General features: G+C 51.4%; 24 protein-coding genes and 2 pseudogenes. 11 read left to right on the top strand and 15 right to left on the bottom strand.

What is annotated here, in order from left to right:
• Positions 1–35 precede the first annotated feature (35 nt).
• The 10 genes from dtpA to ydgT form a co-directional block, all read right to left on the bottom strand.
• Positions 36–1,535 (bottom strand): dipeptide/tripeptide permease DtpA, encoded by a 1,500-nt coding sequence (gene dtpA / locus G6041_RS06115; protein ID WP_032990215.1) that lies wholly within the window; start codon positions 1,533–1,535, stop codon positions 36–38.
• A 591-nt stretch (positions 1,536–2,126) separates the two neighbouring features.
• Positions 2,127–2,762: an endonuclease III gene (gene nth, locus G6041_RS06110; RefSeq protein ID WP_012124906.1), complete on the bottom strand. Its 636-nt coding sequence runs from the start codon at positions 2,760–2,762 to the stop codon at positions 2,127–2,129.
• The gene (locus tag G6041_RS06105; protein WP_004386086.1) at positions 2,759–3,445 is read right to left on the bottom strand and encodes an electron transport complex subunit E; all 687 of its coding nucleotides are present in this window, start codon (positions 3,443–3,445) and stop codon (positions 2,759–2,761) included. Before G6041_RS06105 ends, nth begins: the two co-directional genes overlap by 4 nt.
• On the bottom strand, positions 3,442–4,068 hold the full coding sequence (gene rsxG / locus G6041_RS06100; protein WP_007849689.1) for an electron transport complex subunit RsxG: 627 nt from the start codon (positions 4,066–4,068) through the stop codon (positions 3,442–3,444). The genes G6041_RS06105 and rsxG overlap by 4 nt, the downstream gene beginning before the upstream one ends.
• A gap of 9 nt (positions 4,069–4,077) precedes the next feature.
• On the bottom strand, positions 4,078–5,130 hold the full coding sequence (rsxD, locus tag G6041_RS06095) for an electron transport complex subunit RsxD (protein WP_004386085.1): 1,053 nt from the start codon (positions 5,128–5,130) through the stop codon (positions 4,078–4,080).
• The gene (gene rsxC, locus G6041_RS06090) at positions 5,131–7,461 is read right to left on the bottom strand and encodes an electron transport complex subunit RsxC (RefSeq protein WP_012124904.1); all 2,331 of its coding nucleotides are present in this window, start codon (positions 7,459–7,461) and stop codon (positions 5,131–5,133) included.
• Complete coding sequence (gene rsxB / locus G6041_RS06085) at positions 7,454–8,032, bottom strand: electron transport complex subunit RsxB (RefSeq protein ID WP_004384913.1); 579 nt, start codon at positions 8,030–8,032, stop codon at positions 7,454–7,456. Before rsxB ends, rsxC begins: the two co-directional genes overlap by 8 nt.
• Complete coding sequence (gene rsxA, locus G6041_RS06080) at positions 8,032–8,613, bottom strand: electron transport complex subunit RsxA (RefSeq protein ID WP_004384912.1); 582 nt, start codon at positions 8,611–8,613, stop codon at positions 8,032–8,034. The genes rsxB and rsxA overlap by 1 nt, the downstream gene beginning before the upstream one ends.
• Before the next feature lie 74 nt (positions 8,614–8,687).
• The gene (locus tag G6041_RS06075; protein WP_004384911.1) at positions 8,688–9,131 is read right to left on the bottom strand and encodes a DUF2569 domain-containing protein; all 444 of its coding nucleotides are present in this window, start codon (positions 9,129–9,131) and stop codon (positions 8,688–8,690) included.
• 94 nt (positions 9,132–9,225) lie between these two features.
• On the bottom strand, positions 9,226–9,441 hold the full coding sequence (gene ydgT / locus G6041_RS06070) for a transcription modulator YdgT (protein ID WP_004384910.1): 216 nt from the start codon (positions 9,439–9,441) through the stop codon (positions 9,226–9,228).
• Positions 9,442–9,886: 445 nt separating this feature from the next.
• Between ydgT and G6041_RS06065 the strand changes: the two genes are divergently transcribed.
• The 3 genes from G6041_RS06065 (at position 9,887) to G6041_RS06055 (ending at position 12,267) form a co-directional block, all read left to right on the top strand.
• Entirely contained in the window at positions 9,887–10,072 is a 186-nt protein-coding gene (locus G6041_RS06065) for a hypothetical protein (protein WP_084999347.1), read from the top strand.
• 2 nt (positions 10,073–10,074) lie between these two features.
• Positions 10,075–11,118: an oxidoreductase gene (locus G6041_RS06060; protein ID WP_012124903.1), complete on the top strand. Its 1,044-nt coding sequence runs from the start codon at positions 10,075–10,077 to the stop codon at positions 11,116–11,118.
• 150 nt (positions 11,119–11,268) lie between these two features.
• Positions 11,269–12,267, top strand: coding sequence for a bile acid:sodium symporter family protein (locus G6041_RS06055; RefSeq protein WP_007891779.1), 999 nt, complete (start codon positions 11,269–11,271; stop codon positions 12,265–12,267).
• A 14-nt stretch (positions 12,268–12,281) separates the two neighbouring features.
• Here G6041_RS06055 and add read toward each other — a convergent pair whose 3' ends face one another.
• The 3 genes and pseudogenes from add to G6041_RS06040 all read right to left on the bottom strand — a co-directional run.
• Complete coding sequence (add, locus tag G6041_RS06050; RefSeq protein WP_041460516.1) at positions 12,282–13,283, bottom strand: adenosine deaminase; 1,002 nt, start codon at positions 13,281–13,283, stop codon at positions 12,282–12,284.
• 105 nt (positions 13,284–13,388) lie between these two features.
• Entirely contained in the window at positions 13,389–14,558 is a 1,170-nt protein-coding gene (locus tag G6041_RS06045) for a MalY/PatB family protein (RefSeq protein ID WP_166491636.1), read from the bottom strand.
• 13 nt (positions 14,559–14,571) lie between these two features.
• Positions 14,572–15,036: pseudogene (locus G6041_RS06040) on the bottom strand (glucose PTS transporter subunit EIIB); the annotation flags it as partial.
• A 418-nt stretch (positions 15,037–15,454) separates the two neighbouring features.
• On the opposite strand from G6041_RS06040, the gene G6041_RS06035 reads away from it, so the two are divergent.
• The 3 genes from G6041_RS06035 (at position 15,455) to G6041_RS06025 (ending at position 18,926) form a co-directional block, all read left to right on the top strand.
• On the top strand, positions 15,455–16,177 hold the full coding sequence (locus G6041_RS06035; RefSeq protein ID WP_023280002.1) for a YagK/YfjJ domain-containing protein: 723 nt from the start codon (positions 15,455–15,457) through the stop codon (positions 16,175–16,177).
• Positions 16,178–16,974: 797 nt separating this feature from the next.
• Positions 16,975–18,333: a nucleotide-binding domain-containing protein gene (locus G6041_RS06030; protein WP_016537366.1), complete on the top strand. Its 1,359-nt coding sequence runs from the start codon at positions 16,975–16,977 to the stop codon at positions 18,331–18,333.
• A 5-nt stretch (positions 18,334–18,338) separates the two neighbouring features.
• The gene (locus G6041_RS06025) at positions 18,339–18,926 is read left to right on the top strand and encodes an SLATT domain-containing protein (RefSeq protein ID WP_007890843.1); all 588 of its coding nucleotides are present in this window, start codon (positions 18,339–18,341) and stop codon (positions 18,924–18,926) included.
• Positions 18,927–19,147: 221 nt separating this feature from the next.
• On the opposite strand, the gene G6041_RS06020 is transcribed toward G6041_RS06025, so the two are convergent.
• Positions 19,148–19,594, bottom strand: a complete 447-nt coding sequence (locus G6041_RS06020) for a hypothetical protein (protein WP_049027946.1) — start codon at positions 19,592–19,594, stop codon at positions 19,148–19,150.
• Between the two features lie 76 nt (positions 19,595–19,670).
• Complete coding sequence (locus G6041_RS06015) at positions 19,671–20,285, bottom strand: recombinase family protein (RefSeq protein ID WP_007890845.1); 615 nt, start codon at positions 20,283–20,285, stop codon at positions 19,671–19,673.
• 695 nt (positions 20,286–20,980) lie between these two features.
• Here G6041_RS06015 and G6041_RS06010 point away from each other — a divergent pair.
• The 5 genes and pseudogenes from G6041_RS06010 to G6041_RS05990 all read left to right on the top strand — a co-directional run bounded on the left by G6041_RS06010 (position 20,981) and on the right by G6041_RS05990 (position 24,604).
• Positions 20,981–21,919 carry a cation diffusion facilitator family transporter gene (locus tag G6041_RS06010; RefSeq protein WP_001198019.1) on the top strand — a complete coding sequence of 313 codons (939 nt, stop codon included), beginning with the start codon at positions 20,981–20,983 and terminating at the stop codon, positions 21,917–21,919.
• 18 nt (positions 21,920–21,937) lie between these two features.
• Positions 21,938–22,411, top strand: a complete 474-nt coding sequence (locus G6041_RS06005; protein WP_000923859.1) for a cytochrome b562 — start codon at positions 21,938–21,940, stop codon at positions 22,409–22,411.
• 463 nt (positions 22,412–22,874) lie between these two features.
• Positions 22,875–23,105 (top strand): annotated as a pseudogene (locus tag G6041_RS06000) (IS3 family transposase); the annotation flags it as partial.
• A 93-nt stretch (positions 23,106–23,198) separates the two neighbouring features.
• Complete coding sequence (locus G6041_RS05995) at positions 23,199–23,780, top strand: cytochrome b/b6 domain-containing protein (RefSeq protein ID WP_001004932.1); 582 nt, start codon at positions 23,199–23,201, stop codon at positions 23,778–23,780.
• Between the two features lie 134 nt (positions 23,781–23,914).
• Entirely contained in the window at positions 23,915–24,604 is a 690-nt protein-coding gene (locus G6041_RS05990) for a VIT1/CCC1 transporter family protein (RefSeq protein WP_000549951.1), read from the top strand.
• Positions 24,605–24,699 lie beyond the last annotated feature (95 nt).

Raw genomic sequence — 24,699 nt, 5'->3', positions numbered from 1 at the left:
AAAATCTGACGGCCTGAACAACGTTTCCCGAACGGTTACGCGTGTGCGGTATCCGTTTCTGTCGCGTTATCATCCTGCGTCATGCGGTTCAGCAGGGGAGCCGTGAGTAGCATCAGCACGGCGATAACGCCGGTGGCGATACCAATCTGCATGAAGACGCGGCCGTAAACGTCCAGCGACTGCAGCGGGTCGGTCACGTTTTCCGGCACGGCCATGAGGTTAGCCACTTTACCGGCGATCATCGCCGCGCCAGCCGTGGTCAGGAACCAGCTACCCATGATGAAGCCCATCAGGCGCTGAGGCACCAGCTGCGCAACCATCGCAAGGCCAAGACCGGAAATCATCAGCTCACCGATACTCTGCAGCGCGTAGCTCAGAATAAGCCAGTTTACGGAGACGATACCGGCATCCGAGGCGAATTTCGCGCCCAGCGGCAGCACCAGGAACGCGCCAGAGCACAGCAGCATACCGATGGTGAACTTAAACGGCATCGGCAGGCGGTCGCCCAGCTTGTTATAGATAGCGGCCAGAATCGGGCTACCAATCATGATCCAGAACGGGTTCAACGCCTGGAACTGCTCCGGCTGGAACGCGATACCCAGAATTGAGTGTTCCACGTTACGGATAGCGAAGAAGTTCAGAGACGTCGGCATCTGCTGGTACAGCACGAAGAACACAATCGCTTCCAGCATGAGAATAAATGCGACGATCATTTTGCGGCGCGCGGCACCCTGCATCGCAAAAGCTTCTTTCGCAAAAATAATCACGATACCGAGAGCGACCACGCCCAGCACCATACGTGCGATGCCCTGGTTATGCAGCAGCCAGGTGGCGATAGCGACCAGCACCACGATACCTGCGATAGTCGCCAGCAATTTGCCCACGTGCAGCGGCGCGAAGTCGGGTTTTGAGCCGTAATCTTTCACCCACTTCTTGCAGAAGATGAAGTTCACGAGGGTGATGAGCATACCGACAAAGCTCAGCGAGAACGCCACGCTCCAGCCGAATTTATCAGCGAGCCACGGGGTCGCCAGCATGGAGAAGAACGAACCGATGTTAATCGCCATGTAATACATGGTGAACGCGCCGTCGAGACGCGGGTCATCTTTCTCATAGCAGGTTGAGAGCAGGGACGACGGGTTAGCTTTAAACAGGCCATTACCTACCGCGATGGTCGCCATACCGAAGTAAACGATACCGGCATCGTGACCAGACCACGCCACCAGCGCATAGCCGATAGCCAGCACAATGGTGCCGAGCATAATGACGCGTTTGGTGCCGAGCACTTTATCGCCCAGCCAGCCGCCGATAGCCACCAGGCCATACACCAGCGCGCTGAAGGAGGAGAACAACGTAATGGAGTCCGCTTCCGACATACCCAGCTGTTTGACCAGGTAAACGGCCATGATCCCTTGCAGGCCGTAGTAACCGAAACGCTCCCATAACTCGATCGAGAAAATCAGATAAAACGATTTCGGTTGTTTGAAAGCGTTCATACTCACGCTTTCTGCTGGTTTTTTGTTTGCAGTCGACACATATACCTCTTTTTTTACAGCCCGCATTAACCGCGGGGGTGGTATGCGCGTGGTGCCTGGCGGCATGCGCTTTTATTGTTATATGAAGTGAGAAACGGCGGGTAATGTTCACTATCCTGACCGCTGGCACAAGGCTTTTGTAATAATCTGTTACATATAAGCCGGGCGGGATAATCCGCCAGTCGTTCCGCTAAGGCTCAGCGTTAAATTTCATGATAATGACTATTGTAGATTTTTTAACTGCTGAAACGGGCGCTGAAGCGGTATTTGGTTATATGTTCTGCTGATATGCCGGTCAGGCAGTCATATAGACCTGATTATCAGAAAATGTCCGATATATATATTATTGGTGACGGTGATAACCGAGGTGCCACAAGGCTTTGAGCCCAATAATGCAACGGAAATTTAACAGAATGTTGCGAGTGTGATAATTCTCACAAATCTATAGAAAATTCCTGTCGAAAAAAAACCATCAACCTGGCGAACTGATTTAAGACGGGATTTTGGACGGCTAAAACCCCTAACGAGACGGATTGCAGGAGCATAATCGGGCGGCAGATGTGCCAAAGGTGACATCCGCCGCGTTGTGAATTACTCGTACACCTTTTCGGCGTATTCGCAGAGATCTTCAATAATGCAGGAGCCGCAGCGCGGCTTACGCGCGATGCAGGTATAGCGCCCATGGAGAATAAGCCAGTGATGGCAATCCACTTTAAACTCGGCTGGCACCACTTTTAACAGCTTCTCTTCCACCGCGTCGACATTCTTACCGGGCGCAAATTTTGTGCGATTGCTGACGCGAAAAATATGGGTGTCAACCGCGATAGTCGGCCAGCCGAACGCGGTGTTCAGCACCACATTGGCTGTTTTACGCCCGACGCCGGGCAGTGCTTCCAGCGCTGCCCGGTCTTCAGGCACTTCGCCGCCGTGTTTCTCAAGAAGAATACGGCAGGTTTTGATCACATTTTCCGCTTTGCTGTTAAACAGCCCGATGGTTTTGATGTACTCCTTCACGCCGTCCACGCCGAGCGCCAGCATCGCTTCGGGCGTATTGGCGACAGGGTAGAGCTTTGCTGTAGCTTTATTCACGCTCACATCGGTTGCCTGCGCCGAGAGCAGAACGGCTATCAGTAGCTCAAACGGACTGGTGAAATGCAGTTCGGTTGTCGGGTGCGGATTGTTAGCGCGAAGCCGGGTAAGGATTTCGATGCGTTTTGCCTGATTCATGACGCTTTTTCCGCCGCGGCCTCCACGACAACCGGCTTCGCGGCGCGGCGTTTCATACGCTCGTCAATCAGGTATTTCACCGCCAGCATCATACCGAGGCCGATAAACGCGCCAGGCGGCAGCATCGCCAGCAGGAAGGGGGTATCGGTGTGGAACACCTCGATGCGCAGCACGCGCGCCCAGCTGCCGAGCAGGCCGTCAGCGCCGTCAAACAGCGTGCCGTTGCCGAGGATTTCACGCAGCGAGCCCAGCACGAACATCGCACCGGTGGCACCCAGGCCAATCGCAAAACCGTCAAGCGCCGAGAGCAGCGGGCCGTTTTTGGCGGCGAACGCTTCCGCGCGGCCAACCACAATACAGTTCGTCACGATAAGCGGGATGAAAATGCCGAGCGACTGATACAGACCGAACGCATAGGCGTTTATCAACATCTGCACGATGCTCACTACCGCTGCGATAATCATCACGTAAATGGGGATACGGATCTCGCCCGGCATCCAGCGGCGAAACGCGGAAATAGAGGCGTTGGTGAGCGTCAGTACCAGCGTGGTCGCAAGGCCAAGGCCGAGCGCGTTGGTCGCCGTGGACGTCACAGCCAGCAGCGGACACATGCCGAGCAACTGCACCAGCGCTGAGTTATTTTTCCATAACCCGTTAACCAGAATCGATTTCACGTCATTCATGGGTTTTCTCCACAGGAAGGCAGGGTGGAAAGCTGCGGCTCCAGCGTCTGCGCGTACAGCCCCGCGCGTTTAACCGCGTTGACGACCGCACGTGGCGTAATCGTCGCGCCAGTAAACTGATCGAACTGGCCGCCATCTTTTTTCACCGCCCAGCGAGTATCATTCGGCCCATGGATAACCTGGCCGGCAAAACCGGTTATCCAGTCGCTGATGCGGGTTTCTATTTTATCGCCAAGCCCTGGCGTCTCGTGATGCTCCGTCACGCGGGTGCCGAGCACGGTGCCTTTGAAATCCGCACCAACGAGCAACTGTATCGCGCCGGAATAGCCATCCGGCGCGGTTGCCTGCATCACGACCGCCACCGGCGTATCGCCTTTACGCGCCACCCATAGCTGTTTTTCGCCGCGCCCCAGCGCGGGCGCACTGACAAGATAGCAGCTTTGCTGAATATCATTGTCATACATCTCTGGCGGCAGCACCTGATCGAACAGCTGTTTCTGCTGTAGCGCCGCCTGGCCTTCGATGGTGGTCTTCGTCAGCGCATTAACCATCGCGGTCAGCCCGGTTGTCAGGGCCGCGAAAACGGCGAGCGTCACGCCATGTTTCTGAATCGTCTTAAGCATGGGCTCCCCTTACCGGTGACCATAAACCCGCGGGCGGGTGTAGTAATCGATGAGCGGCACGGTGATGTTGGCCAGCAGCACGGCGAACGCCACGCCGTCCGGGTAGCCGCCAAAGCTTCGAATCAGCCACACCAGCAGGCCCGCCAGCGCGCCGAAGACCAGACGTCCTTTGTTCGTGGTAGAGGCCGTGACCGGGTCGGTAAGAATAAAGAACGCGCCAAGCATCGTTGCGCCCGAGAGCAGATGCATCAGCGGCGACAGGAATTTCTCCGGCGCGATAAGCCAGCCGAGCGTCGAGCACACCGCGAGCGTTACCAGAAAACTCACCGGGATATGCCAGCGGATGGTGCCACGCGCGAGCAGAAACAGGCCGCCCGCCAGATAAGCGAGATTCACCCACTGCCAGCCGAGGCCCGCCAGCGCGCCGCCATAAATCGGCTGTGCCAGCAGTTCACCGGCAGGATGACCTGCATGCAGGCCGGTCTTAAAGGTATCAAGCGGTGTCGCCTGACTCACGCCATCAATGCCGAGACGCAGTTGCGACATCGTATCGCCACTGGCAGTGACGCCGTGAAAAATGACCTGTAAAGCATCGAGAAAACCCGGCGCGGTAGCGGCGATCTGCTGAGGCGGCAGCCAGTTGGTCATCTGTACCGGGAAGGAGATAAGCAACACCACGTAGCCAATCATCGCCGGGTTAAACGGGTTGTGACCCAGCCCGCCATAAAGCTGTTTGGCGATGATGACCGCAAAAGCGGTGCCGAGCACGACCATCCACCACGGGGCCAGCGGGGGAATGCTTACGCCGAGCAGCAGGCCGGTCAGCAGGGCGGAATTGTCGCCAAGATGGCTTTTCAGCGGCAGTTTGCGCAGGCGTATGACCAGCGCTTCACTGGCAAGCGCGCTGACGATGGCTAACAGAATCTGCACCAGGCTGCCGTAGCCGAAAAAGTACCACTGCACGGCGATGCCCGGCACGGTGGCCAGCGTCACCAGCATCATAATACGCGACGTCTGGCGCTGGTTATGGGTATAAGGGGAACTCGCGATTCTGAAAACCATTTAATCCTCGTTAACAACCTTTTCGGCAGCCTTGCGCGCCTGCACGCGGGCAATCGCGGCGGCAACGGCAGCCTTGCGCGGATCTTCCGCTTCATTTTCTTCATTCGCCGCCTGCGCGCGCTCACCGGCCTGCGCCGCTTTACGCGCTTTGGCGCGGGCGATAGCGGCTTCGACCGTGGCTTTGCGCGGGTCGATCGGTTCGGCGGGTTTTTCGTCTGCGGTCGCGTTTTCCCCGGCCTGCGCCGCTTTACGCGCTTTAGCGCGGGCGATAGCGGCTTCTACGGCGGCTTTGCGCGGGTCGATCGGTTCGGCAGGTTTTTCGTCTGCGGTCGCGTTTTCCCCGGCCTGCGCCGCTTTACGCGCTTTGGCGCGGGCGATAGCGGCTTCGACGGCGGCTTTGCGCGGGTCGATTGGTTCGGCGGGTTTTTCATCTGCGGTCGCGTTTTCCCCGGCCTGCGCTGCTTTACGCGCTTTGGCGCGGGCAATAGCGGCTTCGACGGCGGCTTTGCGCGGGTCGATTGGTTCGGCGGGTTTTTCGTCTGCGGTCGCGTTTTCCCCGGCCTGCGCCGCTTTACGCGCTTTGGCGCGGGCAATAGCGGCTTCGACGGCGGCTTTGCGCGGGTCGACGGATTCCGCGCTGGCGTCAATTTCCGGTTCCGTTGCTTCGTGTGCAGGGACGGAGCTGTTCGCGGCCATTTCCTGCTGCACTTTCTCCGCCTGACGTGCGCGGGCTTCCGCTTTACGGGCTTCACGGGCGGCAATCACCGCGCTGTTATCCGGTTTCGCCCCGGCGGCCACTATGATCGGCTGATCATCGCCTTTCTTCTCGCGAACACGTGCCAGCGCCGCCTGAATGGCGTCCTGATCCTGGCCTGAAGGCTGTACGGCAGATTTTTTATGGCGCTCAAGGCGCGCGGCTTTTTCACGTTCGAGACGGGCCTGGCGCGCTTCAAAGCGCGCTTTAGCTTCCGCGGCGCGTTTTTCTTCTTCGGCGATAGCGCGAATTTCCGCTTTTTCCTGACGGAAATATTGCACCAGCGGAATATTGCTCGGGCAGACATACGCACACGCGCCGCATTCGATACAGTCCGCCAGATTGTGGGCGGTGGCTTTATCATGCTGCTGGCCGACGCTGAACCAGTAAAGCTGCTGCGGCAGCAGGTCGGCCGGGCAGGCGTCGGCGCAGGCGCTGCAACGGATGCAGTGCTGCTCTTCCTGCGGCGCGCCCATTTCAGTGGCGGAAGGTGCCAGCAGGCAGTTAGTGATTTTCACGACCGGGACGTCAAGGCCGGGCAGGGTGAAGCCCATCAGCGGGCCGCCCATGATAACCAGCTGTTCGCTGGTCGGGATAAACCCGGCGTGTTCCAGCAGGTGGCGCACCGGCGTACCGATACGCGCCCAGACGTTACCCGGACGGCCGACGGCTTCGCCTGTCAGCGTCACTACGCGTTCAGTCAGCGGCTCGCCATCGATAATCGCGCGCTTGACGGCAAAAGCGGTACCTACGTTCTGCATCAGCACGCCGATATCAGAAGAACGACCCCCATGCGGCACCTGTTTGCCGGTCAGGATCTGGGTGAGCTGCTTAGCGCCGCCCGACGGGTATTTGGTCGGGATCACGCGCAGGCGAATTTTATGCTCGCCGTGCAGCACGGCGCGCATCATTGAGATCGCCTGCGGCTTATTGTCCTCAATGCCGATCAGCACTTCGCGCGGCTGAAGAATATGGGCAAGGATGCGCACACCGTCGATAATCTGCGCGGCGCAATCTTGCATCAGGCGATCGTCAGCGGTGATATAGGGCTCGCACTCCGCGGCGTTGATAATCAGCGTTTCGATTTTATCGCCGCCGCCCTGAAGCTTGGTGCCGGTCGGGAACCCGGCGCCGCCGAGGCCCGCCACGCCAAACTGATGAATACGTTCAATCAGCGCTTCGCGGCTGCGGCACTGGTAGTCGCTCCAGCCGTCGCGAGCAATCCACCTGTCTTCGCCATCGGCGTCGATAATCACGGAGAGTTCCGGCAGGGCGGAAGGGTGCGCCGTCGGGTGCGGCATAATCGCCGTCACGGTGCCAGAGGTAGGCGCATGCACCGGCAGCATCCGGCCACGGCCAATGGTGAGCGGCTGACCGCGCAGGACTTTATCGCCTGGTGCCACGCAGATCTCGCCTTCGCTACCGATATGCTGTTTGAGCGGAATAATAAAACGGCCCGGCAGCGGCAACTGGCGCAGCGGGGTGCCGTTAGACTGGGTTTTCATCTCCGGCGGATGAATGCCGCCGTTGAAATCCCAGACTTTCTCTTTTCTGAACGCAGAAAATAACTTAAGCATGTTGTTCCACAGGAATGTTACGCACCGGAATGGTGTTGAGATCCCATTTCCAGTTATCCGTCGTGGTGGCGGCCGGGCGCAGCTCAATGCACTGCGTCGGGCAGGGGTCTACACAGAGATTACAACCGGTGCAGAGGTCGCTCATCACGGTGTGCATGGCGCGGGTGGCACCGACGATAGCGTCCACCGGACAGGCCTGAATACATTTGGTGCAGCCGATACAGTTCGGCTCGTCGATAACGGCCAGCATCCGCACCGGCTCGGCCATGGCGGCGTCGCCGTCCAGCGGCTGCGGCTCGACGTTAAGCAGCGTGGCGATTTTCTGCATCACCGGCTCGCCGCCGGGCACGCAGCGGTTGATCTGCTCGCCGTTGTTGGCGACCGCCTCGGCATACGGGCGGCAACCCGGATAGCCGCACTGGCCACACTGGCTCTGCGGCAGCAGTTCATCGACCTGATCGACCACCGGATCTTCTTCTGCGGCGAAACGGCGCGAGGCATAGCCCAGCAGCATGCCGAAAAGCAGGGCCAGTAACGTCAGCGCGACAACCGCGATAACAATCATTTCCATCAGAACTTCACCAGCCCGCTAAAGCCCATAAAGGCCAGCGACATCAGGCCCGCGGTGACCAGCGCGATGGCGTTGCCGCGAAACGGCAGCGGCACGTCGGCCACAACCAGACGCTCGCGAATGGCGGCGAACAGCACCATCACCAGCGAGAAGCCGACCGCGGCGGAGAAACCATACAGCGCCGACTGCATAAAGGTGTGGTTAAGATTGATGCTAAGCAGCGCAACACCCAGCACGGCGCAGTTTGTGGTAATCAGCGGCAGATAAATACCGAGCAGGCGATAAAGCGCCGGGCTGGTTTTGCGCACCACCATTTCGGTGAACTGCACCACGACCGCGATAACCAGAATAAACGCCATCGTACGCAGGTAGACCAGCTCAAGCGGCACCAGAATCAGATGATCGATAATCCATGAAAAAATGGTCGCAAGGGTCATGACGAACGTGGTCGCCATTCCCATGCCAATCGCGGATTCCAGTTTTTTGGAAACACCCATAAACGGACACAGGCCGAGAAACTTCACCAGCACGAAGTTGTTGACCAGCACCGTTCCAACAAACAACAGTAAATAATCAGTCATTATTCGACCTGAAACGAAAAAAGCCGCTCATTATCGGACATACGACAAAGGGCGACAACGGAGAATCTGTAAGGTTATTTTGCCCGGACAAACGTCTGCTTCACGCGCGCAGAGCGCTTGAAATAGGGCACCAGCAGTGCGGCGGCCAGTAGCGGGAACAGCAACTGGCGCACCGCCAGCGCGTCGCTCACCGGCGAGAACGCAAAAGATTTTATCGCCAGCAGGACGGTCAGCAGCAGCCAGATAATATAGTGGCGCGGCACACCCTGACGGCATTTGAAAAAGGCGACGGTCAGCCAGAGCGTATAGCCCCACATCGCCATGGCGCACAGCATCGAGCCATACCAGAAAAGCACTTGCGTAGTGCCTTGCGCGCTGAGCGCCTGATGGACTTGCGGGGAGGCAAGCCCCATCACATAGAGCGCGACGGCAAGCGTGGTGCTGAGTAACGACATCAATAACCAGGCGAGAGGGGCGAGCAACCAGCCTCCGATACGCATCGGGGACGCGTCGGTCATATAACCTCCCGGGATATAAATTCAACAAATGGCTAAAGAATAATTACAGCGCAAAGATTATAAAGATTTTCTGTCTGATTGCTACCTTTACGCCTTACTGCACGTAACGCCAGACGGTTTTCGGCACCTGACCCAGATCGAACAGACGTCCACCGGACACCAGTTCGGCACGGCGGTGATCCGCGGCGCGATACATATTGATAATTTCCTGATTATCCGTAAGGGTGTAATTAAGGTGATCGAACAATTTTTCCAGACTTTCAAGCGTGCTGATTTTACGAAACTTTAATAAATAGTCCTGAACGGTCATGTTAATCGTTATCCGCGCAATAAAATAATAATGAGATTTCGCCAGAAGAGGCGGGCCGGGTAAAGAATAAACGCAAAAATGGCATTATGCAGGTTTAATAAAAGCCTGAATAACATTTAAGAGTTTTCCTTGAGAATTAACGCAGGCCCGGCTTTCGGGAGAGAAAGAGTAACGCGCTTCACGGAAGCTGGCAATATCCTGTTTGTGCCTCCGGGCGGCCTTTTTACGACAATATGTAAACCGGATTCAGGCACTGTCACTCGGGTTGTCGCGCGTTTCCTGGCGGTACACCTGCTATTTCCAGGTGTTTTATCTACGTTCTCTTGCGCGTTCCGGTTTTATTCTTCCTTCAGGCCATAGCATTATTGACGCGATAAACACCACGCTATTTCTTTTAAGTCGTGTTGCTTATTTCATCAAAACAATAAATTGCTCACGATGCATCGTGAGTCGGACGCTATTGGACAGCAAAGAAGGAAATGCCTGCGCGGTTTCACCAGAAAGATTCTGGCGCAAGGCAGAAAATGATGAAAATTCTGAAATAAGCCGTTTATTTTCGTTTGGTTATGAAAGCGTTGAGGCGACGTTGCGAATGGTGTCAAATACAGGGGTTAACTCAGCAGAGGAATGAACATGAACGATAACGTCCGGGTGGGATTAATCGGCTACGGCTACGCCAGTAAAACCTTTCACGCGCCGCTTATCGCAGGTACGCCGGGGATGGAGCTTGCCGTCATCTCCAGCAGCGACGCGGGGAAAGTCCACGCCGACTGGCCGGGAATGCCGGTCGTGTCGGACCCAAAACAGCTGTTCAACGATCCGCATCTTGATCTGATTGTCATTCCCACGCCGAATGATACCCACTTCCCGCTCGCGAAACCGGCGCTGGAAGCCGGGAAACATGTGGTGGTGGATAAACCTTTCACGGTCACGCTGTCGCAGGCACGTGAGCTGGAAACGCTGGCAAAAAGCGCCGGGCTGGTGCTGTCGGTGTTTCATAACCGCCGCTGGGACAGCGATTTTCTGACGCTCAAACAGATTATCGCCGAAGGGCAAATTGGCGAGGTCGCTTATTTCGAATCCCATTTTGACCGCTTCCGCCCTCAGGTGCGTGACCGCTGGCGCGAACAGGCCGGGCCAGGCAGCGGCATCTGGTACGATCTGGCACCGCATCTGCTGGATCAGGCGGTACAGCTTTTCGGGCTGCCGGTCAGTATCAACGTCGATCTCGCGGAGTTGCGCCCGAGCGCGCAGGCGACGGACTATTTCCACGCCGTGCTGGCGTACCCGGAGCGGCGCGTTGTGCTGCACGGTACGATGCTGGCGGCAGCGGAGTCCGCGCGTTATATCGTACACGGCACTCGCGGCAGCTACGTCAAGTTTGGCCTTGATCCTCAGGAGGAAAGCCTGAAATCGGGTACGCGTCCGCCGCAGGAAAACTGGGGTTACGACATGCGCGACGGCGTACTAACGGTGGCGCGCGGCGAGATGCTTGATGAACAGACGCTGCTGACGGTGCCGGGTAACTATCCGGCTTATTACGCTGCTGTGCGCAGCGCTATCCGTGGCGAAGGTGAAAACCCGGTGCCGGCAAGCCAGGCCATCGTGGTGATGGAGTTGATTGAAGCGGGGATTGAATCCGCGAAACGCCGCGCCGCGGTTTGTCTACGCAGTTAAGCCTTACGCTCCGGCGTACCCTCGCCGGGGCAATTCCTCTTCCATTTTAAACGGCGCGTCACTCAGGTGCGCGGTTTCACCCGCATAACTCGCCAGGATCGGCTTTTTGTTGCAAAGTAGATTAACCTGCAACATGACAAGGAACTGACAATGAACTGGCTGAAGCGCCTGAAAATTGACACATTTTTACTGATTATGATTGGCGTCGTGATTGTCGCCTCGCTGTTTCCCTGCGAAGGGCGTGTCAAAACGGTATTTGAATACCTCACTACGGCGGCCATCGCGCTGCTGTTTTTTATGCATGGCGCGAAGCTCTCCCGCGAGGCGATTCTGGCCGGGATGGGGCACTGGCGGCTGCATCTGATGGTCTTTCTCAGTACGTTCGTACTCTTTCCACTCATTGGCCTGGCGATGAAGTTCATCCCGCACAGCGTGCTGCCGCCATCGCTCTATATGGGTTTCCTCTATCTTTGCGCGCTGCCTGCGACGGTACAGTCCGCCATTGCGTTTACCTCCGTTGCGCGCGGCAACGTCGCGGCGGCGGTGTGCAGCGCGTCGGCGTCAAGCATTCTTGGGATTTTCCTCTCACCGGTACTGGTGGGCGTGATGATGCAGGCCCAGCAGGGCGAGACCGATACGCTTGAAGCTATCGGGAAAATCATTCTGCAACTGATGGTGCCGTTTGTGGTGGGGCATCTGTCGCGTCCGCTCATTGGCCGCTGGGTCGACAGGCATAAAAAGCTCATCAATATGACGGACCGTTCATCGATTCTGTTGGTGGTTTATGTCGCCTTCAGCGAGGCCGTGGTGGAAGGCATCTGGCATCAGGTGACGGGTCTGGCGCTGCTGGCGGTTGTCGTTGTGTCGCTGGTGCTGCTGGCGATTGTGCTGGTGATTAACGTCTGGATGTCGCGCCTGCTCGGTTTTAATAAAGAGGATGAGATAACCATCGTTTTCTGCGGCTCCAAGAAAAGCCTTGCAAACGGTGTGCCGATGGCGAACGTGCTGTTTCCGGCAAGCCAGGTGGGGATCATGGTGCTGCCGCTGATGATTTTCCATCAGATCCAGCTGATGGTCTGTGCGGTGATGGCGCAGCGCTATGCGCGCCGTAACGAGCAGAAAACAGGTCAGAAGGCCTCTGCCTCCTGACCTGGCGGCGCGGCTTACGCCGCGCTGACTTTCGCTACCAGCGCCTGTTTTTCGGCGTCCGTCAGGAACGCAATTTTCAGGCCGTTTTCTTGTGCGGTGCGGATCTGCGCCGCACTCAGCCCGGCAGCCGGTGCCGCAACCTCATACTCATGACGAATATCGACGCCCTGCACGCCAGGATCGTCGGTATTAATTGTGGCGAGAATATTGTGCTCCAGGAATGTCTTCAGCGGGTGGTGCGCCAGTGAGGCCACTGTGCTGGTCTGGATATTGGAGGTCAGGCACGATTCAATCCCGATACCCTGTTCGGCCAGGAAATCCATCAGCGCCGGATCTTCCACCGCTTTTACACCGTGACCGATACGCTCGGCACCGAGTTCGCGAATCGCCTGCCAGATGCTCTCCGGGCCTGCGGCTTCACCAGCGTGAACGGTGATATGCCAGCCCGCGTCACGCCCACGGTTGAAATGGTTCAGGAACAGGCTGCCGGGGAAGCCCAGTTCGTCGCCCGCCAGATCCAGCGCGGTGATATGGTCGCGATGCGCCAGCAGGCCGTCCAGCTCCGCCACGCACGCCTCTTCACCGAAGGTGCGGCTCAGAATGCCGATAAGACGAGCGTCAACGCTGTAGTCGCGGCTGCCCTGACGCACGCCGTCAATCACGGCTTCCACTACGCCGGCTATCGGCAGGTTGTGCGTCATCGCCATATAGCCCGGCGAGAAACGCAGTTCCACATAATGCAGGCCGTTGCGCGCGGCATCTTCCATATTTTCATACGCCACGCGGCGGCAGGCTTCCAGCGAGCCGAGCACCTTTACGCCCCAGTCGAGTTTGGCGAGAAAGCTCACCAGATCCGGTTCATTTTTGGTTATCTGCACGTGCGGGCGCAGCGTCTCCAGCGTATCGGCGGGCAGGGCGAGATTAAACTGGCGGCCCAGGTCGAGAATCGTTTGCGCACGGATGTTGCCGTCAAGATGGCGATGAAGGTCGGTAAGGGGAAGGCGGGTATCAATCATGATGGCACTCTTTTTTAGAATAAAGTGCATACCATTATAAAAATAATTGCCGCCAGAATGCTACGTTGCGCAACAAAAGAGGGGCCGTAACGGCCCCTTTTGCACTTAAAGTGAACGAATTGCGCAAATTAGCCGCTCCACACCTTGCTCCAGTTTGCTGCGAGGGCAGCCAACGTTCAGCCGCAGGAAGCCGCGACCTTCTTCTCCGTAGGTGTATCCGGGCATAATCGCGACTTTCCCGCACTCAATCAGCGCCTTTTGTAGCGCCTCGTCATCAAGCCCCAGAGGCCCTAAATCGATCCAGGCCAGATACGTCGCCTCGGGCGGTTGCCAGTTAAGTTGCGCAAACGCGCCATTGAGCTGCTCCGCCACAAAACGCAGGTTCTCCTGTAAGTAACCGCGCAGCACATCAAGCCAGGGCGCGCCGTCGCGGTAAGCCGCGATATGCGCAACCAGCGATAACACGGCAGGCGACGAGAGACCGTCGCGGCCTTTCAGCGCCTGAAGATACGTCTCACGGTCTTCAGCCTGTGAGATAAGCCCCCAGGCCCCGGTCAGCGCCGGAATGTTGAAGCTCTTTGAGGCCGACGAGAAAAGCGCCCAGCGCCCCTGGCCGACCTCGCACCACGGTATATGCGGATGATCGCTCCAGACCATATCCATATGGATTTCATCACTCATCACCCGCACGCCGTGACGCGCGCAGAGCGCCGCCATGGTTTCCAGCTCGTCTCGTCGCCACACTTTGCCGGTCGGGTTATGCGGGCTGCACAGCAGCATGATTTTGCATTCAGGGCGTGCCAGAAGCGCCTCCAGCGCGGTCATGTCACACTGCCAGCCGTTCGTGGTTTGCGTCAGTGGCGCGCCAAGCACCCGGCGCCCGTTGCCCTCGATGGTTTTCCAGAACGCGTCATAGGCGGGCGTGTGGATCAGTACCTCGTCACCGGGCGCTGACCACTGGCGGATGAGTTGCGACACCATGTAAATCACCGATGGCCCGTAGACCAGCGCCTCGCGCGGAATGTCACAGCCGAAACGCGTGGCGTACCAGTGGGCAATCGCGCCGGTAAACTCCGGGTTCTTCCAGCGGCTGTAGCCGAGCACGCCGTGAGCCAGCCGCGTCGATATGGCTTCCAGCACGCAGGGCGCGGTCGGGAAGTCCATATCGGAAATGGTAAAGGGCAGAAGATCGTCCACGCCAAACCGGTCGGCCACGTAATCCCACTGGGTGCACCAGGTGCCGCGGCGATCCACGGCCTGTGAAAAATCGAACATGTCGCCTCCCGGTTTACGCCTGCACGGCCTGCATCAGGCTGTCCATTTCATCTTTGACCGACTGCACCTGCGGGCCAATCACCACCTGCAAATTGTGCTGGTTCAGTTGCACCACGCCGATGGCGCGGTTCGCCTTGAGCGCGGCGCTGTCAACCCGCGACATATCTTTTACCGAAAGACGCAGGCGGGTAATGCAGTTATCGAGCGACGTAATATTTTCCGCGCCGCCGAGCGCCTGCAAAATGGCCGGGACGTCATAGCCGGATTTCCCCGTGTGGCCTGAAGGCGCGACATTCACGGCCGCGGTATCAGCCTCACGGCCCGGCGTTTTCAGGTTAAAGCGGGCGATAGCGAAGCGGAAAATAGCGTAATAGACCACGAACCAGACGCCCGCCACGACCGGCACCCAGTACCATTTGGTGGAAAGCCCGTGCAGTACGCCGAAAACCACAAAATCGATAATATTGCCGTCGGTATTCACTGAAGTGTAATGGGTATAATTGATATTTGCCGATGTACACTGTGAACAATCAGGTTACTGCAATGTTGAAAATTACAGCTCCCACTCAACTGTGTATGCCGGAAGGAAGCCAAAGACAAGATTGTAAATCCCTTTGAATTTCTCCGTTGTTACCAACACCCCACACAATCATCATCCCTCTTTTATCAAGGCATGATTTCCGTTGCCCCCTTTCACTCCTTCTGATATGATAATGAGTTATTATAAATATTTCCGTAAACTTTGTTCCGTAGTATTTCTCTCCTCGAAAACATCCCCAACGTCAGATGCAAGGCGGCTTTGCGCTATCGCAAATGCCATCGTTTTACCGTGGTTTTAGGTAGTAACTATGTAGGGGGTGTGATCTCTTTCTGAGTACAAAAAGGTTAATTTAACAATGATGCAACAATCACAAACCCTATTCGAATCGTCGGTTTTATCGGCAACAAGTTTTCGTACCGTCTACCATGAACACGGACGTTACAAAACAATTAATGGCAACTCCTTTGTTCATGATGGTCATGCATACCGGATTAACACAAGAATCGGCTCTGGTGTTCGTCATGACATACTTATTTCAACAATCAACGAACTGAACGCAATCCTGAAGCTCTACAGTCGAGTGTTCCTTACCCGTTTTGATCTCCACCTCCCTGAGTTCACTTCTGTTGAAGCAGGTAACAAATACATACGCAACTTGTTCAAACGATTACGTGACCGCCTAGGGTCTGGGAATAACGGTTTATCGGAACCTATTATCGATTTTGCTTACGGTTGGGTTTGCGAACAGGAAAAGGCATCACAACCCCATTACCATTGCTGGATTGCACTTCCACATCGTTCGGTAAGATGGTTTGGAACGCCAGAAAGAGGGATCGCTGGTATTATTACGGAAATCTGGATGAAACTGACAGGTGGTAAAGCAACGCTGGTAAACTTGGCTAAAGCCACTAAAGACTATCCCGATCACTACGTCATTCATCGTGAACATCCTTCATCACTCGAAGGTCCGGTATTCTGGCTTTCTTACCTGGCAAAAGAACGCGGTAAAGCGCAAACAGGGAAGGGAACGCGCATGTACTCAACATCAAAATTGAGTAGCAAAGTACTGAATTCGTAAATATCGCACAGGAAGCCCGTAGCGCGTTTTTCTTTCCAAGGTATGCAATCGCATTACCAATATCATGAAAATCGCTTACAGCCTCGCTCAGAGCGTTTTAAGGCATGATTTGTTCCTGGTTAACTTTATGCTTCGGTCAGATGCATGATAGTTCAACTATAGTTGCTATGCTGATACATTCATACATTACTTCAAAATTCCGAGCGCAGCGAGGGACACGAACGTAGTGAGTGTCTGTGTACTATGTACTGTTTATAATATTTATATTTTATATATAGAAAAAACAGTACATTTCCGTATGTTTTTTAATCAACGCTAACTATCCGTCTTCGCTTCGCTTGACGGAACTCGCTTCGCTCGCGGTCTTGTTTTTGGGTTGTTGGAACGTGCCCGTCATTCTTGATGCATGTTCCAGTTCCCTTTGATCGTAGGAAGACTTAATCCCACTTTTTGCTTGGCTGAGACCTCTTCATATTGGCTTCCAGAAGTCGCTTACGAATATCTGTTGCAACCGCCTAACTTTTACCTACCTTCCTTGCTCGGTCAAGACCTTCTTTAGTTCTCTATGCAATGTGTAGTCTATTGATATAATTAGTATTTTATTCGAGATTATGTAATTGTGTGAAAAAGGATGAAAAACACACTTTTTGTATTAGCATTAGCCTCCGTATGCCTTCTAAAGCTTTCTAAAATGCAGGCTTCAAAAGTGCTTGATTTTACGAAAGTAATGAAAAGGTGTGATTACTAGCGTTAGTACCAGCACATTGTGTAACCTCTGGACAGTTAAGGATAATTAGATGCAAACAGCAGAGATGTTTCGTATTTTCCTGGACAATTTGAAAATACCTAATGAACGAATGACGGCAATTGCAACACATTATAAAAATGCCACAAGGAGGCTTAACATAAGGTTTCGGGAAACTGAAAACGGTTTCAATAATCGACTGAAGGTTGGTTCAGCAGGTCGTCGTACGGCGGTCAGCAAAACGTCAGATTTAGATATGCTGTACATTATGCCTTCAGGGTTGTGGGAGGCTTATCAAGTAGGTTTGAATCCTCAACGACGTTTACTTCGTGATGTAAAAGATGCTTTAAAACAAACCTTTTCGCAGCAAGAAGTCAAGGTTGATCGATTAGTAGTGCAGATTGTTTTTGACTCTTTCCATATAGAGGTGCAACCAGTCTTTGCTGACGGAGATCATTTTAAATACCCTGATACGAAAGCTGACAATGGTAATGGTGGGTGGCGGGTAACTAAACCTCGTATGGAAATTACCGAAATGAGGAATTTCCGAAATAACAAAAGTCGTAATCTCCATAATCTTTGTCGCATGTTGCGAGCTTGGAAAAACAGAAATACAGTAGACATGGGAGGACTTCTTATTGACACGTTAGCATGGAGGTTCCTTAAACAAACCGATGATTATGATGAAACTGGAATGGTTAGTTATGGTTTCATGTGCCGTGACTTTTTTGATTTTTTGCAAAAAGAAGACGTTCATGAACACTATGCTGCAATAGGCAGTGGACAAAGGGTTAAGGTCTACAAAAATTTCCAGCGACAATCAAAACGTGCCTTCAAACTATGCACGCAAGCGATTGACGCGTACGAGAATGGCTATACAAAGAAATGTCATGAACTTTGGCGGGAAGTTTTCGGACTTACTTTTCCTAAAGCAGCAACGGAAATGCAAGACTCTCTGGGGCTGGGGTCAGATAATTTCGTTAATGAATCATATTTTGCCCGCACATGGCGTAATACGGAAGAATTTACGGATGAAAAATTTGATGATGTCGATATTAGATATCCACTTGAAGTAAACTGTATTGTCAAAGAAAGTGGGTATAGGGAACGCTCGATTAGAGCTTACCTTTCGGATATAGCTCGACCTTGGTTACCTCCTAATAAGACTTTATCATTCTCGATCAATCAAGCAAGTTTAGATCTGATTCCTGAACCTTATGACATATACTGGAAAGTATTGAATAGAGGTAAAGAGGCTGAAGAACGTGATGAAATTCGAGGTCAAATAATTTTAGGTCAAACTACCCATACTGAACATACAAAGTTCAGAGGTAGTCATAAGGTGTGGTGTTATATCGTTAAGAATCATATAGTAATTGCCCAGGCTACTATCGACATTCCAATTGAGTGAAAAACATGCTAAAAAATGACTTGCTGAATCATATTGCTTCTGCTGGATACAACGTTGGGTTCGGAGCAAAGAAAACCTTTGCAACATTTGACATTGTAAGTAAGCTTCCTGGCTGGATTGGCATAATATCACTCGCAGTATCTGTTCTTGGTCTTTATATGGATGAAATGAGTTCTAAGAATATTTCTGCAATTTTTATTATTCTGAGCATTGGTAGCCTATACATTAATTTCTATGATGGTGATAAAAGTAAATATGAAGAGGCGGGGAAAAGGCAAACTGACATCTTCAGAAAGATTGAACGACTGTATTACGATGCAAAATCAGAGAGCCAGCCAGATTCAGCTAAGTATATTCAGGAACTTGAAGTTCTGATGCAAGATTTTGATAATAGCACAATTACTAAACAAATTTGTGGTAGTAATTGGTATGCTCACTATAAATTTTACAGTGAATTGGAGAAGCGATGGATTGAGGAACAGTTATCCTTAACTTTTTGGAAAGATAAATTTCCAAATACATTAAAAATATTTTTGATTATAATTTTAGGTATGGTTGTTTTTTTGATCTGCCACAGGTTGAATTGGATTTGATGCATTCATAACCTAATTTGAAAAGTAAAATTACGAATTAGATTAAATGAATTTGTCAAAGTCAGACTATTGATAAATTTTACAACAGTTTAGACTGAATATATGAAAGTATTTGACTGTTGCTGGTTTGATGAATGTGTTGGTGTTATCGAAATCGAGCATCGGTATGGATAAAATAAAGCCTCGCACTTCAGCGAGGCTTGTTATACAACGGTCGTTGTTTAAAGACCACCATGACGATTCGCATAGAACAAGAAATAATTGATATGCCGTTCTAAAGCTTTAAAGAAATCATCATTCGACCAAGTAGTTGAACTATAAGATGCACCGTTTGTAGAACTAAAAGTACGACCATTATCGTTTGTAGAAAATGTCGTTATCGAATAGCGGCCATCAAATCGCTCAGTTTCTGATAATAAAAGTTCATGCTTCCCGCCGTCTTTATACTTCATATTGAAGCTTATATGCCGTGCAGATGTAGAAATTTCAGCGTGGATTCCTCTTTCAAGTAAACCATTTTTGTACGTTTCAACTTCTGGTACGAGAGATTCAATAATTTCCGATAAGCGTTCTCGTTCCTGGGCTAACGTTTCTTTTTCTTCAATCTGCTCTTGTTTTTGTCTGCCTATTTTTTCATCAACACCTTTGAAGAATGAGTTACCTACCATGGGATATCCTTAATTATAATATGAGCGTTTCAAAGTCAGGACATATGGGCAGCAAATACTGTTATCAAGTCCGTTTTTAACACAAAAGCTCTTTCTTGATTCGGTAAAAGGTGGCGCGGCTGATACCTGCCGCTTTCATGATGTGGGCTGGTTTAACATTCTGCGCCAGCATTTCGCGAACAGTTTCACGGGCTTCCATATCTTTTTCTTTCCCCGTATACAAACCTGCCAGTTTTGCTCTCTCGATCCCCTGTGCCTGGCGTTTACGGCGGGTTTCATAATCTTGTCGTGCCATTGTCGCAAGGATATCGATCAGCATAGCATTGACTGCCCGAAGAATGCCGCTAGTAAGGTCGTTACCAGACATTTCAACCATCTGCCAGCTTGTTGGCAAATCCATCGAAACAATAACCAGTCCTTTACTGTTCAGCGTAGCTTTGAGTTCAGCCCATTCTTCATGTTGAAGACGACTGAGACGGTCAATCGCTTCAATTAGAAGCAAATCGCCAGGCCGTGCTTCGGCAAGTAGGTGCATCAGTTCCACACGTTCCAGCTTCGCACCGCTGGCATTCTCAATGTATTCTCCGGCTACTTGCCAGTTTTTGCTTTGCGCAAATTCGCGCAGGCTAACTAATGCACGATCAGCATGTTGGCCTTCGGTAGATGCACGGCAATAGATACGGACATTCATTATGCATTCTCTTTTGAGTATTAAATTGATACCCATATGATACATTGCGTGTTTTTATTGTCAATAGAGTCAAATTTAACCCTATTGATACTGTGTGTCATGGTCTTTATCAGGTATACCTAAAAGAGATATTGTTCGGATGGTATTCAGATCTTGCTTGGGGTATACGATTTGGTCAGTTTCTGTAGCTGAAGCACTCCGGTTTCATTTCAGCAGGTCTTAATCAAATTCAGTGTGCCATACATGCGGCACGAAAAAGTCTGGCATCAATGTGACCAGTTCTATCACCCACCACAGTCACTACAGTGGCCACACAGTTGGGGACCCAAAGGATGTTGTTTACCATTTTGCAATGGTTGACAGCTACCCGAAAGCAACTCCTCTTCGAGAGCGCTCAATTCCTCAGTTAATCGGGTTTGCAATTTTAGTTTGTTGAACCCATCCACACTGGGCGTAAGTGTATAGTTGTGATAACTGTCAACTTTTCTTCTCTCTTCTGTTCAGAATAAATTAATGTTCAGGCGTTATGATAAATAGATGTTATCGCCACCATGGCGCGGTCTTTACAGGAATAAATCTCACCATTTTTATATTTTCACCACAGTACCTCAAAATTTCATATACCAAAACTGAACTTGGCCGGGTAGTATTGGCTGCTTAGTATTAACTGTAGATGCTGTTATTAGGAGTTTCAGGTGCAGGTAAACAAACTTACGGATGATATTGATATTAGTTCTCATGAGCGTTTCCTCGCGGCCCGTAAAAGCACATGGGTTAGTGTGCTTGTTAATTGTTTTCTGACATCCGGGCAAGTGATTACTGGCGTATTTTCCGGATCTCAGGGGCTTATTGCGGATGGTATCCATTCTCTGTCTGATTTAGTTTCAGACTTTGTGGTGCTTATTGCTAATCATAAAAGTAAAAAAAATCCCGATGATGACCATCACTACGGGCATCATCGTTATGAAAATGGTGCATCATTAATTCTGGGGACAATTTTATTCATTGTTGGCATCGGGATGTTATGGTCAGCAGCAAATAAAATGCAACAACCAGATGATATTCCTCAGGTACATATTGTTGCTCTGTGGGTGGCCTTAGCCGCACTGGTTATCAAAGAGCTTCTTTTTCGCTATATGCTGGCAGTAGCAACCCGAGTAAAATCCACTATGCTGGTTGCCAATGCCTGGCATGCCCGCTCTGATGCCGCCTCATCTTTGGTGGTGGCTATTGGTATTATTGGTAGTTTATCAGGGTTTAAATTGCTTGATCCGGTAGCTGCACTGGTTGTGGGACTGATTGTGACCAGAATGGGATATTCATTTATGTCAGATTCGCTTCATGACTTGATGGACAGGGCCGTGGATATTGAAACTGAAAATAGTATAAAAACAACATTATTGTCCACGCCTGGGGTCGAAGGCATCCATGACCTCAAGACCAGAAAAATGGGGGACCTTGTTGTGGTTGATGTTCATCTGGAAATTGATGGTGATTTATCAGTGAAAGTAGGACATGACATTGCTGTTTTGGCCAGGAAATCAGTTTTAGATAATCATCATGTTTTAAATGTTATGACACATGTTGACCCTTATTTTAAAGGTGATAATAGTCCTGGTTGCGGGGGCAAATAATCCTGAAAAATAATATGAATGCTGCTGTTTTTTGAGAAGATTGGGAAGGGATTATTTTTTTGCGCAATATTACCCCTTCTGACTGTGAAAACGAGAGTAAACAATATGGAGGCTATTATGAGAAAAATTATGCGTACTGTTGTGATAGGAGCCACCCTTCTTTTATCCCCCTGTGTAATGGCTGGTTCTGACGGTGTTGAACATGCCATGAAGATGATGAATAAAAGCTACCGCGCAGCACTTAAGGAGGAGGACGTTACATCCTTCAGGAAAGATATGCGGGAACTGAAAGCAACAGCAGAGTCCATCCTGAACAGCCCTGTAGAAGGGTATGACAGGGAAACGTATGTTGCAGGCATGTCACTTCTAATTGATGAGGTAACTGCCGTTGAAAGTACCGCTGAGAAGGAAGGTCTTGACGCCGGGAAAATTGCAGCACAGAAACTAGGCAGTCTGATGAGAAAATACCACAATAAACTAGGTGTTGACTGAGACCGGGAATTATTCGGTGAAGGTAGATATGCTGGAAAGATATCCCTGAACTGACATGATACACGTGCCTGTAATCAAGCAGATAGCTATGCACTGGTGAGGAAATTTCACAACGTTATCTTATCTGCAAAATACATATAAAAATGTTGGGGTAACAAACATGCATTATCAATGCTACATATTTTAGTTTGTTGCCTCAACATAAGTTAAGTACCTATTGGTGTTGCGCGGGGTGGATTCAGGGGGCCAAATTATATTTGGTGGTCACGCGTCAGTCTGTGTTTTGTTTGTTGGTCATGATGACCTGCTCCCCGTTGATTAACACACTGATGCCCGTAATGTCTTCATCATCGGTATGAGACCCTCATTAAGATGCTTTTTTCCGGCAAATAAATCATCAGTATCCTCTTCGAGGCTGGAACAGGGATTCTAAGCCATGTGCTTTGCCGTAAGAAGATCATTTCCGACGTCACCTAATGTGGCTTGGTGAATGGATTTTGTCATGGCTGCACTCTTCATCGGTCGTCGGATTAAGTGCCGTACGATCCACGTCGCTTTTGGAATTTCAAGCGTTCAGATATAAGCATTCTGTACAGCATTGCGTTGTTTCGTGGCTATCTGGCGACGATAAGAACCACTCAGGAACCTGAATTTACCTGTCGAGTACTGGGCCTTTGAACATGGTTTGGATATTACTGAGTGCATCTTGGTTTTGAGAAGTTAAGGTTATCTTAATAAAAAGGCATAATATTGAGTGGTCAACCAACCTTAAAAAAGTGGCTAAATTATGAACGAAAATTTACGTAATGCTCTTCCTCACAAAAACACACCATTTCTACGTGTGCTGCATATCATCGTAGCTGTATTGATTTTATTGCAGATTATTAATTCAAACCTTACCGAAAGCGATGCGCTTAGTGACTATACTCTCACTGGGTTCGTAACATGGTTCCATGTTATCACTGGGTTATCACTGATTGTCCTTGGGTTTGTCATGCTTGCATGGATGCTGACACAACGAGGATTTCGTTACTATTTTGCCTGGGTGGTCCTTGATTTTCGAGGTGTGGTTGAAGATATCAAAATGCTGATATCATTCCGTCTTCCTGAAGCTCATGCTGGTGGGATTGCTGCTCTGGTTCAGGGGCTTGGTGTACTTGCACTATTGGGCGTTGCATTATGTGGTGGATTCTGGTTTGCTCTCAATACTGCTCTTGGCACGTCACCTGTGCTGACAGAAACCGTCCTGCATGTGCATAAGTTTCTGACTGTATTTATTGAAACCTATTTCTGGGCACATGGTGCGATGGGGTTGCTGCATATCTTCCTCACCGTTCGTAGCCAAAGGAAAAATCCCGTTACCGAATAGTGCTGTAGGTTTATGATGGATAAGATGCCCTGTAATGGTTGGCTAAAACAGACTATAACCGCGCATTTATCCGTCAATGCATTTTCTATTTATCCGTAATTCCGATGAGTATGCGTATTTGAAGGAAAAAATATATGCATCTTGAACGACATAGTATCGAAAAAGTGGGATGGCTGAGGGCAGCTGTACTGGGGGCAAATGACGGAATTGTTTCGACAGCGAGCCTTGTTCTTGGGGTTGCATCTGCAAATAGCAGTCCTTCCGGTGTTTTACTTGCAGGTGTTGCAGGACTGGTTGCCGGAGCTATGTCAATGGCTACAGGGGAATATGTTTCCGTCTCATCTCAGGCGGATACCGAAAACGCAGCACTTGCCCAGGAAAAAAGGGAGCTGGAAACTGATTATCAGGGAGAGGTGCGGGAACTGACTTCACTTTATATGCAACGTGGACTGGAGCCAGAGCTTGCCCGGCAGGTTGCGGAGCAACTTATGGTCAAAGATGCCCTGGATGCTCATGCCCGTGAAGAACTGGGGTTGACGGATATAAATTCTGCACAGCCCCTACAGGCAGCTGTCTTTTCTGCCCTGAGTTTTTCCGCTGGTGCGGTGTTACCCTTAATCGTGGCATGGCTCTCCCCTCTGAAACTGGCTTTTTTGTTGATAATCCTTTCCACCCTTTTTTCACTGGCGGTCCTTGGCTATATATCTTCGGTTTTGAGTAAAGCCTCTCCTGTCAGGGCGATCATAAGAATTACGTTCTGGAGTACCATGGCTATGCTTTTGTCTATGGGGATTGGTCATTTTGCAGGGCAGGCCCTGCTTTAATGTTATGAAGCACAATTCGAGTACCATCTTACTGGCGATGCTTCGCAAAACAATTTGCAATGCAGCTCCCTTCAAACTCGATTCCTGCTTGCGCC

It is taken from the genome of Cronobacter sp. HA18003 (assembly GCF_011605905.1).
GTDB classification, from domain to species: Bacteria; Pseudomonadota; Gammaproteobacteria; order Enterobacterales; family Enterobacteriaceae; genus Cronobacter; species Cronobacter sakazakii.
The sequence above is the reverse complement of the archived record's forward strand: the minus strand, read 5'-3'. Positions and strand labels throughout refer to the sequence as shown.

What these genes read in the sequence shown, in the direction of transcription:
- G6041_RS06060 (WP_012124903.1), top strand. Translation starts at nt 10,075, where the DNA reads ATGAACGATAACGTCCGGGTGGGATTAATCGGCTACGGCTACGCCAGT.
- ydgT (WP_004384910.1), bottom strand. Translation starts at nt 9,441, where the DNA reads ATGACCGTTCAGGACTATTTATTAAAGTTTCGTAAAATCAGCACGCTT.
- G6041_RS06030 (WP_016537366.1), top strand. Translation starts at nt 16,975, where the DNA reads ATGCAAACAGCAGAGATGTTTCGTATTTTCCTGGACAATTTGAAAATA.
- rsxB (WP_004384913.1), bottom strand. Translation starts at nt 8,032, where the DNA reads ATGGAAATGATTGTTATCGCGGTTGTCGCGCTGACGTTACTGGCCCTG.
- G6041_RS06055 (WP_007891779.1), top strand. Translation starts at nt 11,269, where the DNA reads ATGAACTGGCTGAAGCGCCTGAAAATTGACACATTTTTACTGATTATG.
- rsxG (WP_007849689.1), bottom strand. Translation starts at nt 4,068, where the DNA reads ATGCTTAAGACGATTCAGAAACATGGCGTGACGCTCGCCGTTTTCGCG.
- G6041_RS06005 (WP_000923859.1), top strand. Translation starts at nt 21,938, where the DNA reads ATGCTGCTGTTTTTTGAGAAGATTGGGAAGGGATTATTTTTTTGCGCA.
- G6041_RS06045 (WP_166491636.1), bottom strand. Translation starts at nt 14,558, where the DNA reads ATGTTCGATTTTTCACAGGCCGTGGATCGCCGCGGCACCTGGTGCACC.
- G6041_RS05990 (WP_000549951.1), top strand. Translation starts at nt 23,915, where the DNA reads ATGCATCTTGAACGACATAGTATCGAAAAAGTGGGATGGCTGAGGGCA.
- G6041_RS06105 (WP_004386086.1), bottom strand. Translation starts at nt 3,445, where the DNA reads ATGAATGACGTGAAATCGATTCTGGTTAACGGGTTATGGAAAAATAAC.
- G6041_RS06075 (WP_004384911.1), bottom strand. Translation starts at nt 9,131, where the DNA reads ATGACCGACGCGTCCCCGATGCGTATCGGAGGCTGGTTGCTCGCCCCT.
- rsxC (WP_012124904.1), bottom strand. Translation starts at nt 7,461, where the DNA reads ATGCTTAAGTTATTTTCTGCGTTCAGAAAAGAGAAAGTCTGGGATTTC.
- rsxA (WP_004384912.1), bottom strand. Translation starts at nt 8,613, where the DNA reads ATGACTGATTATTTACTGTTGTTTGTTGGAACGGTGCTGGTCAACAAC.
- G6041_RS06020 (WP_049027946.1), bottom strand. Translation starts at nt 19,594, where the DNA reads ATGGTAGGTAACTCATTCTTCAAAGGTGTTGATGAAAAAATAGGCAGA.
- G6041_RS06035 (WP_023280002.1), top strand. Translation starts at nt 15,455, where the DNA reads ATGATGCAACAATCACAAACCCTATTCGAATCGTCGGTTTTATCGGCA.
- G6041_RS06015 (WP_007890845.1), bottom strand. Translation starts at nt 20,285, where the DNA reads ATGAATGTCCGTATCTATTGCCGTGCATCTACCGAAGGCCAACATGCT.
- G6041_RS06025 (WP_007890843.1), top strand. Translation starts at nt 18,339, where the DNA reads ATGCTAAAAAATGACTTGCTGAATCATATTGCTTCTGCTGGATACAAC.
- nth (WP_012124906.1), bottom strand. Translation starts at nt 2,762, where the DNA reads ATGAATCAGGCAAAACGCATCGAAATCCTTACCCGGCTTCGCGCTAAC.
- rsxD (WP_004386085.1), bottom strand. Translation starts at nt 5,130, where the DNA reads ATGGTTTTCAGAATCGCGAGTTCCCCTTATACCCATAACCAGCGCCAG.
- add (WP_041460516.1), bottom strand. Translation starts at nt 13,283, where the DNA reads ATGATTGATACCCGCCTTCCCCTTACCGACCTTCATCGCCATCTTGAC.
- G6041_RS05995 (WP_001004932.1), top strand. Translation starts at nt 23,199, where the DNA reads ATGAACGAAAATTTACGTAATGCTCTTCCTCACAAAAACACACCATTT.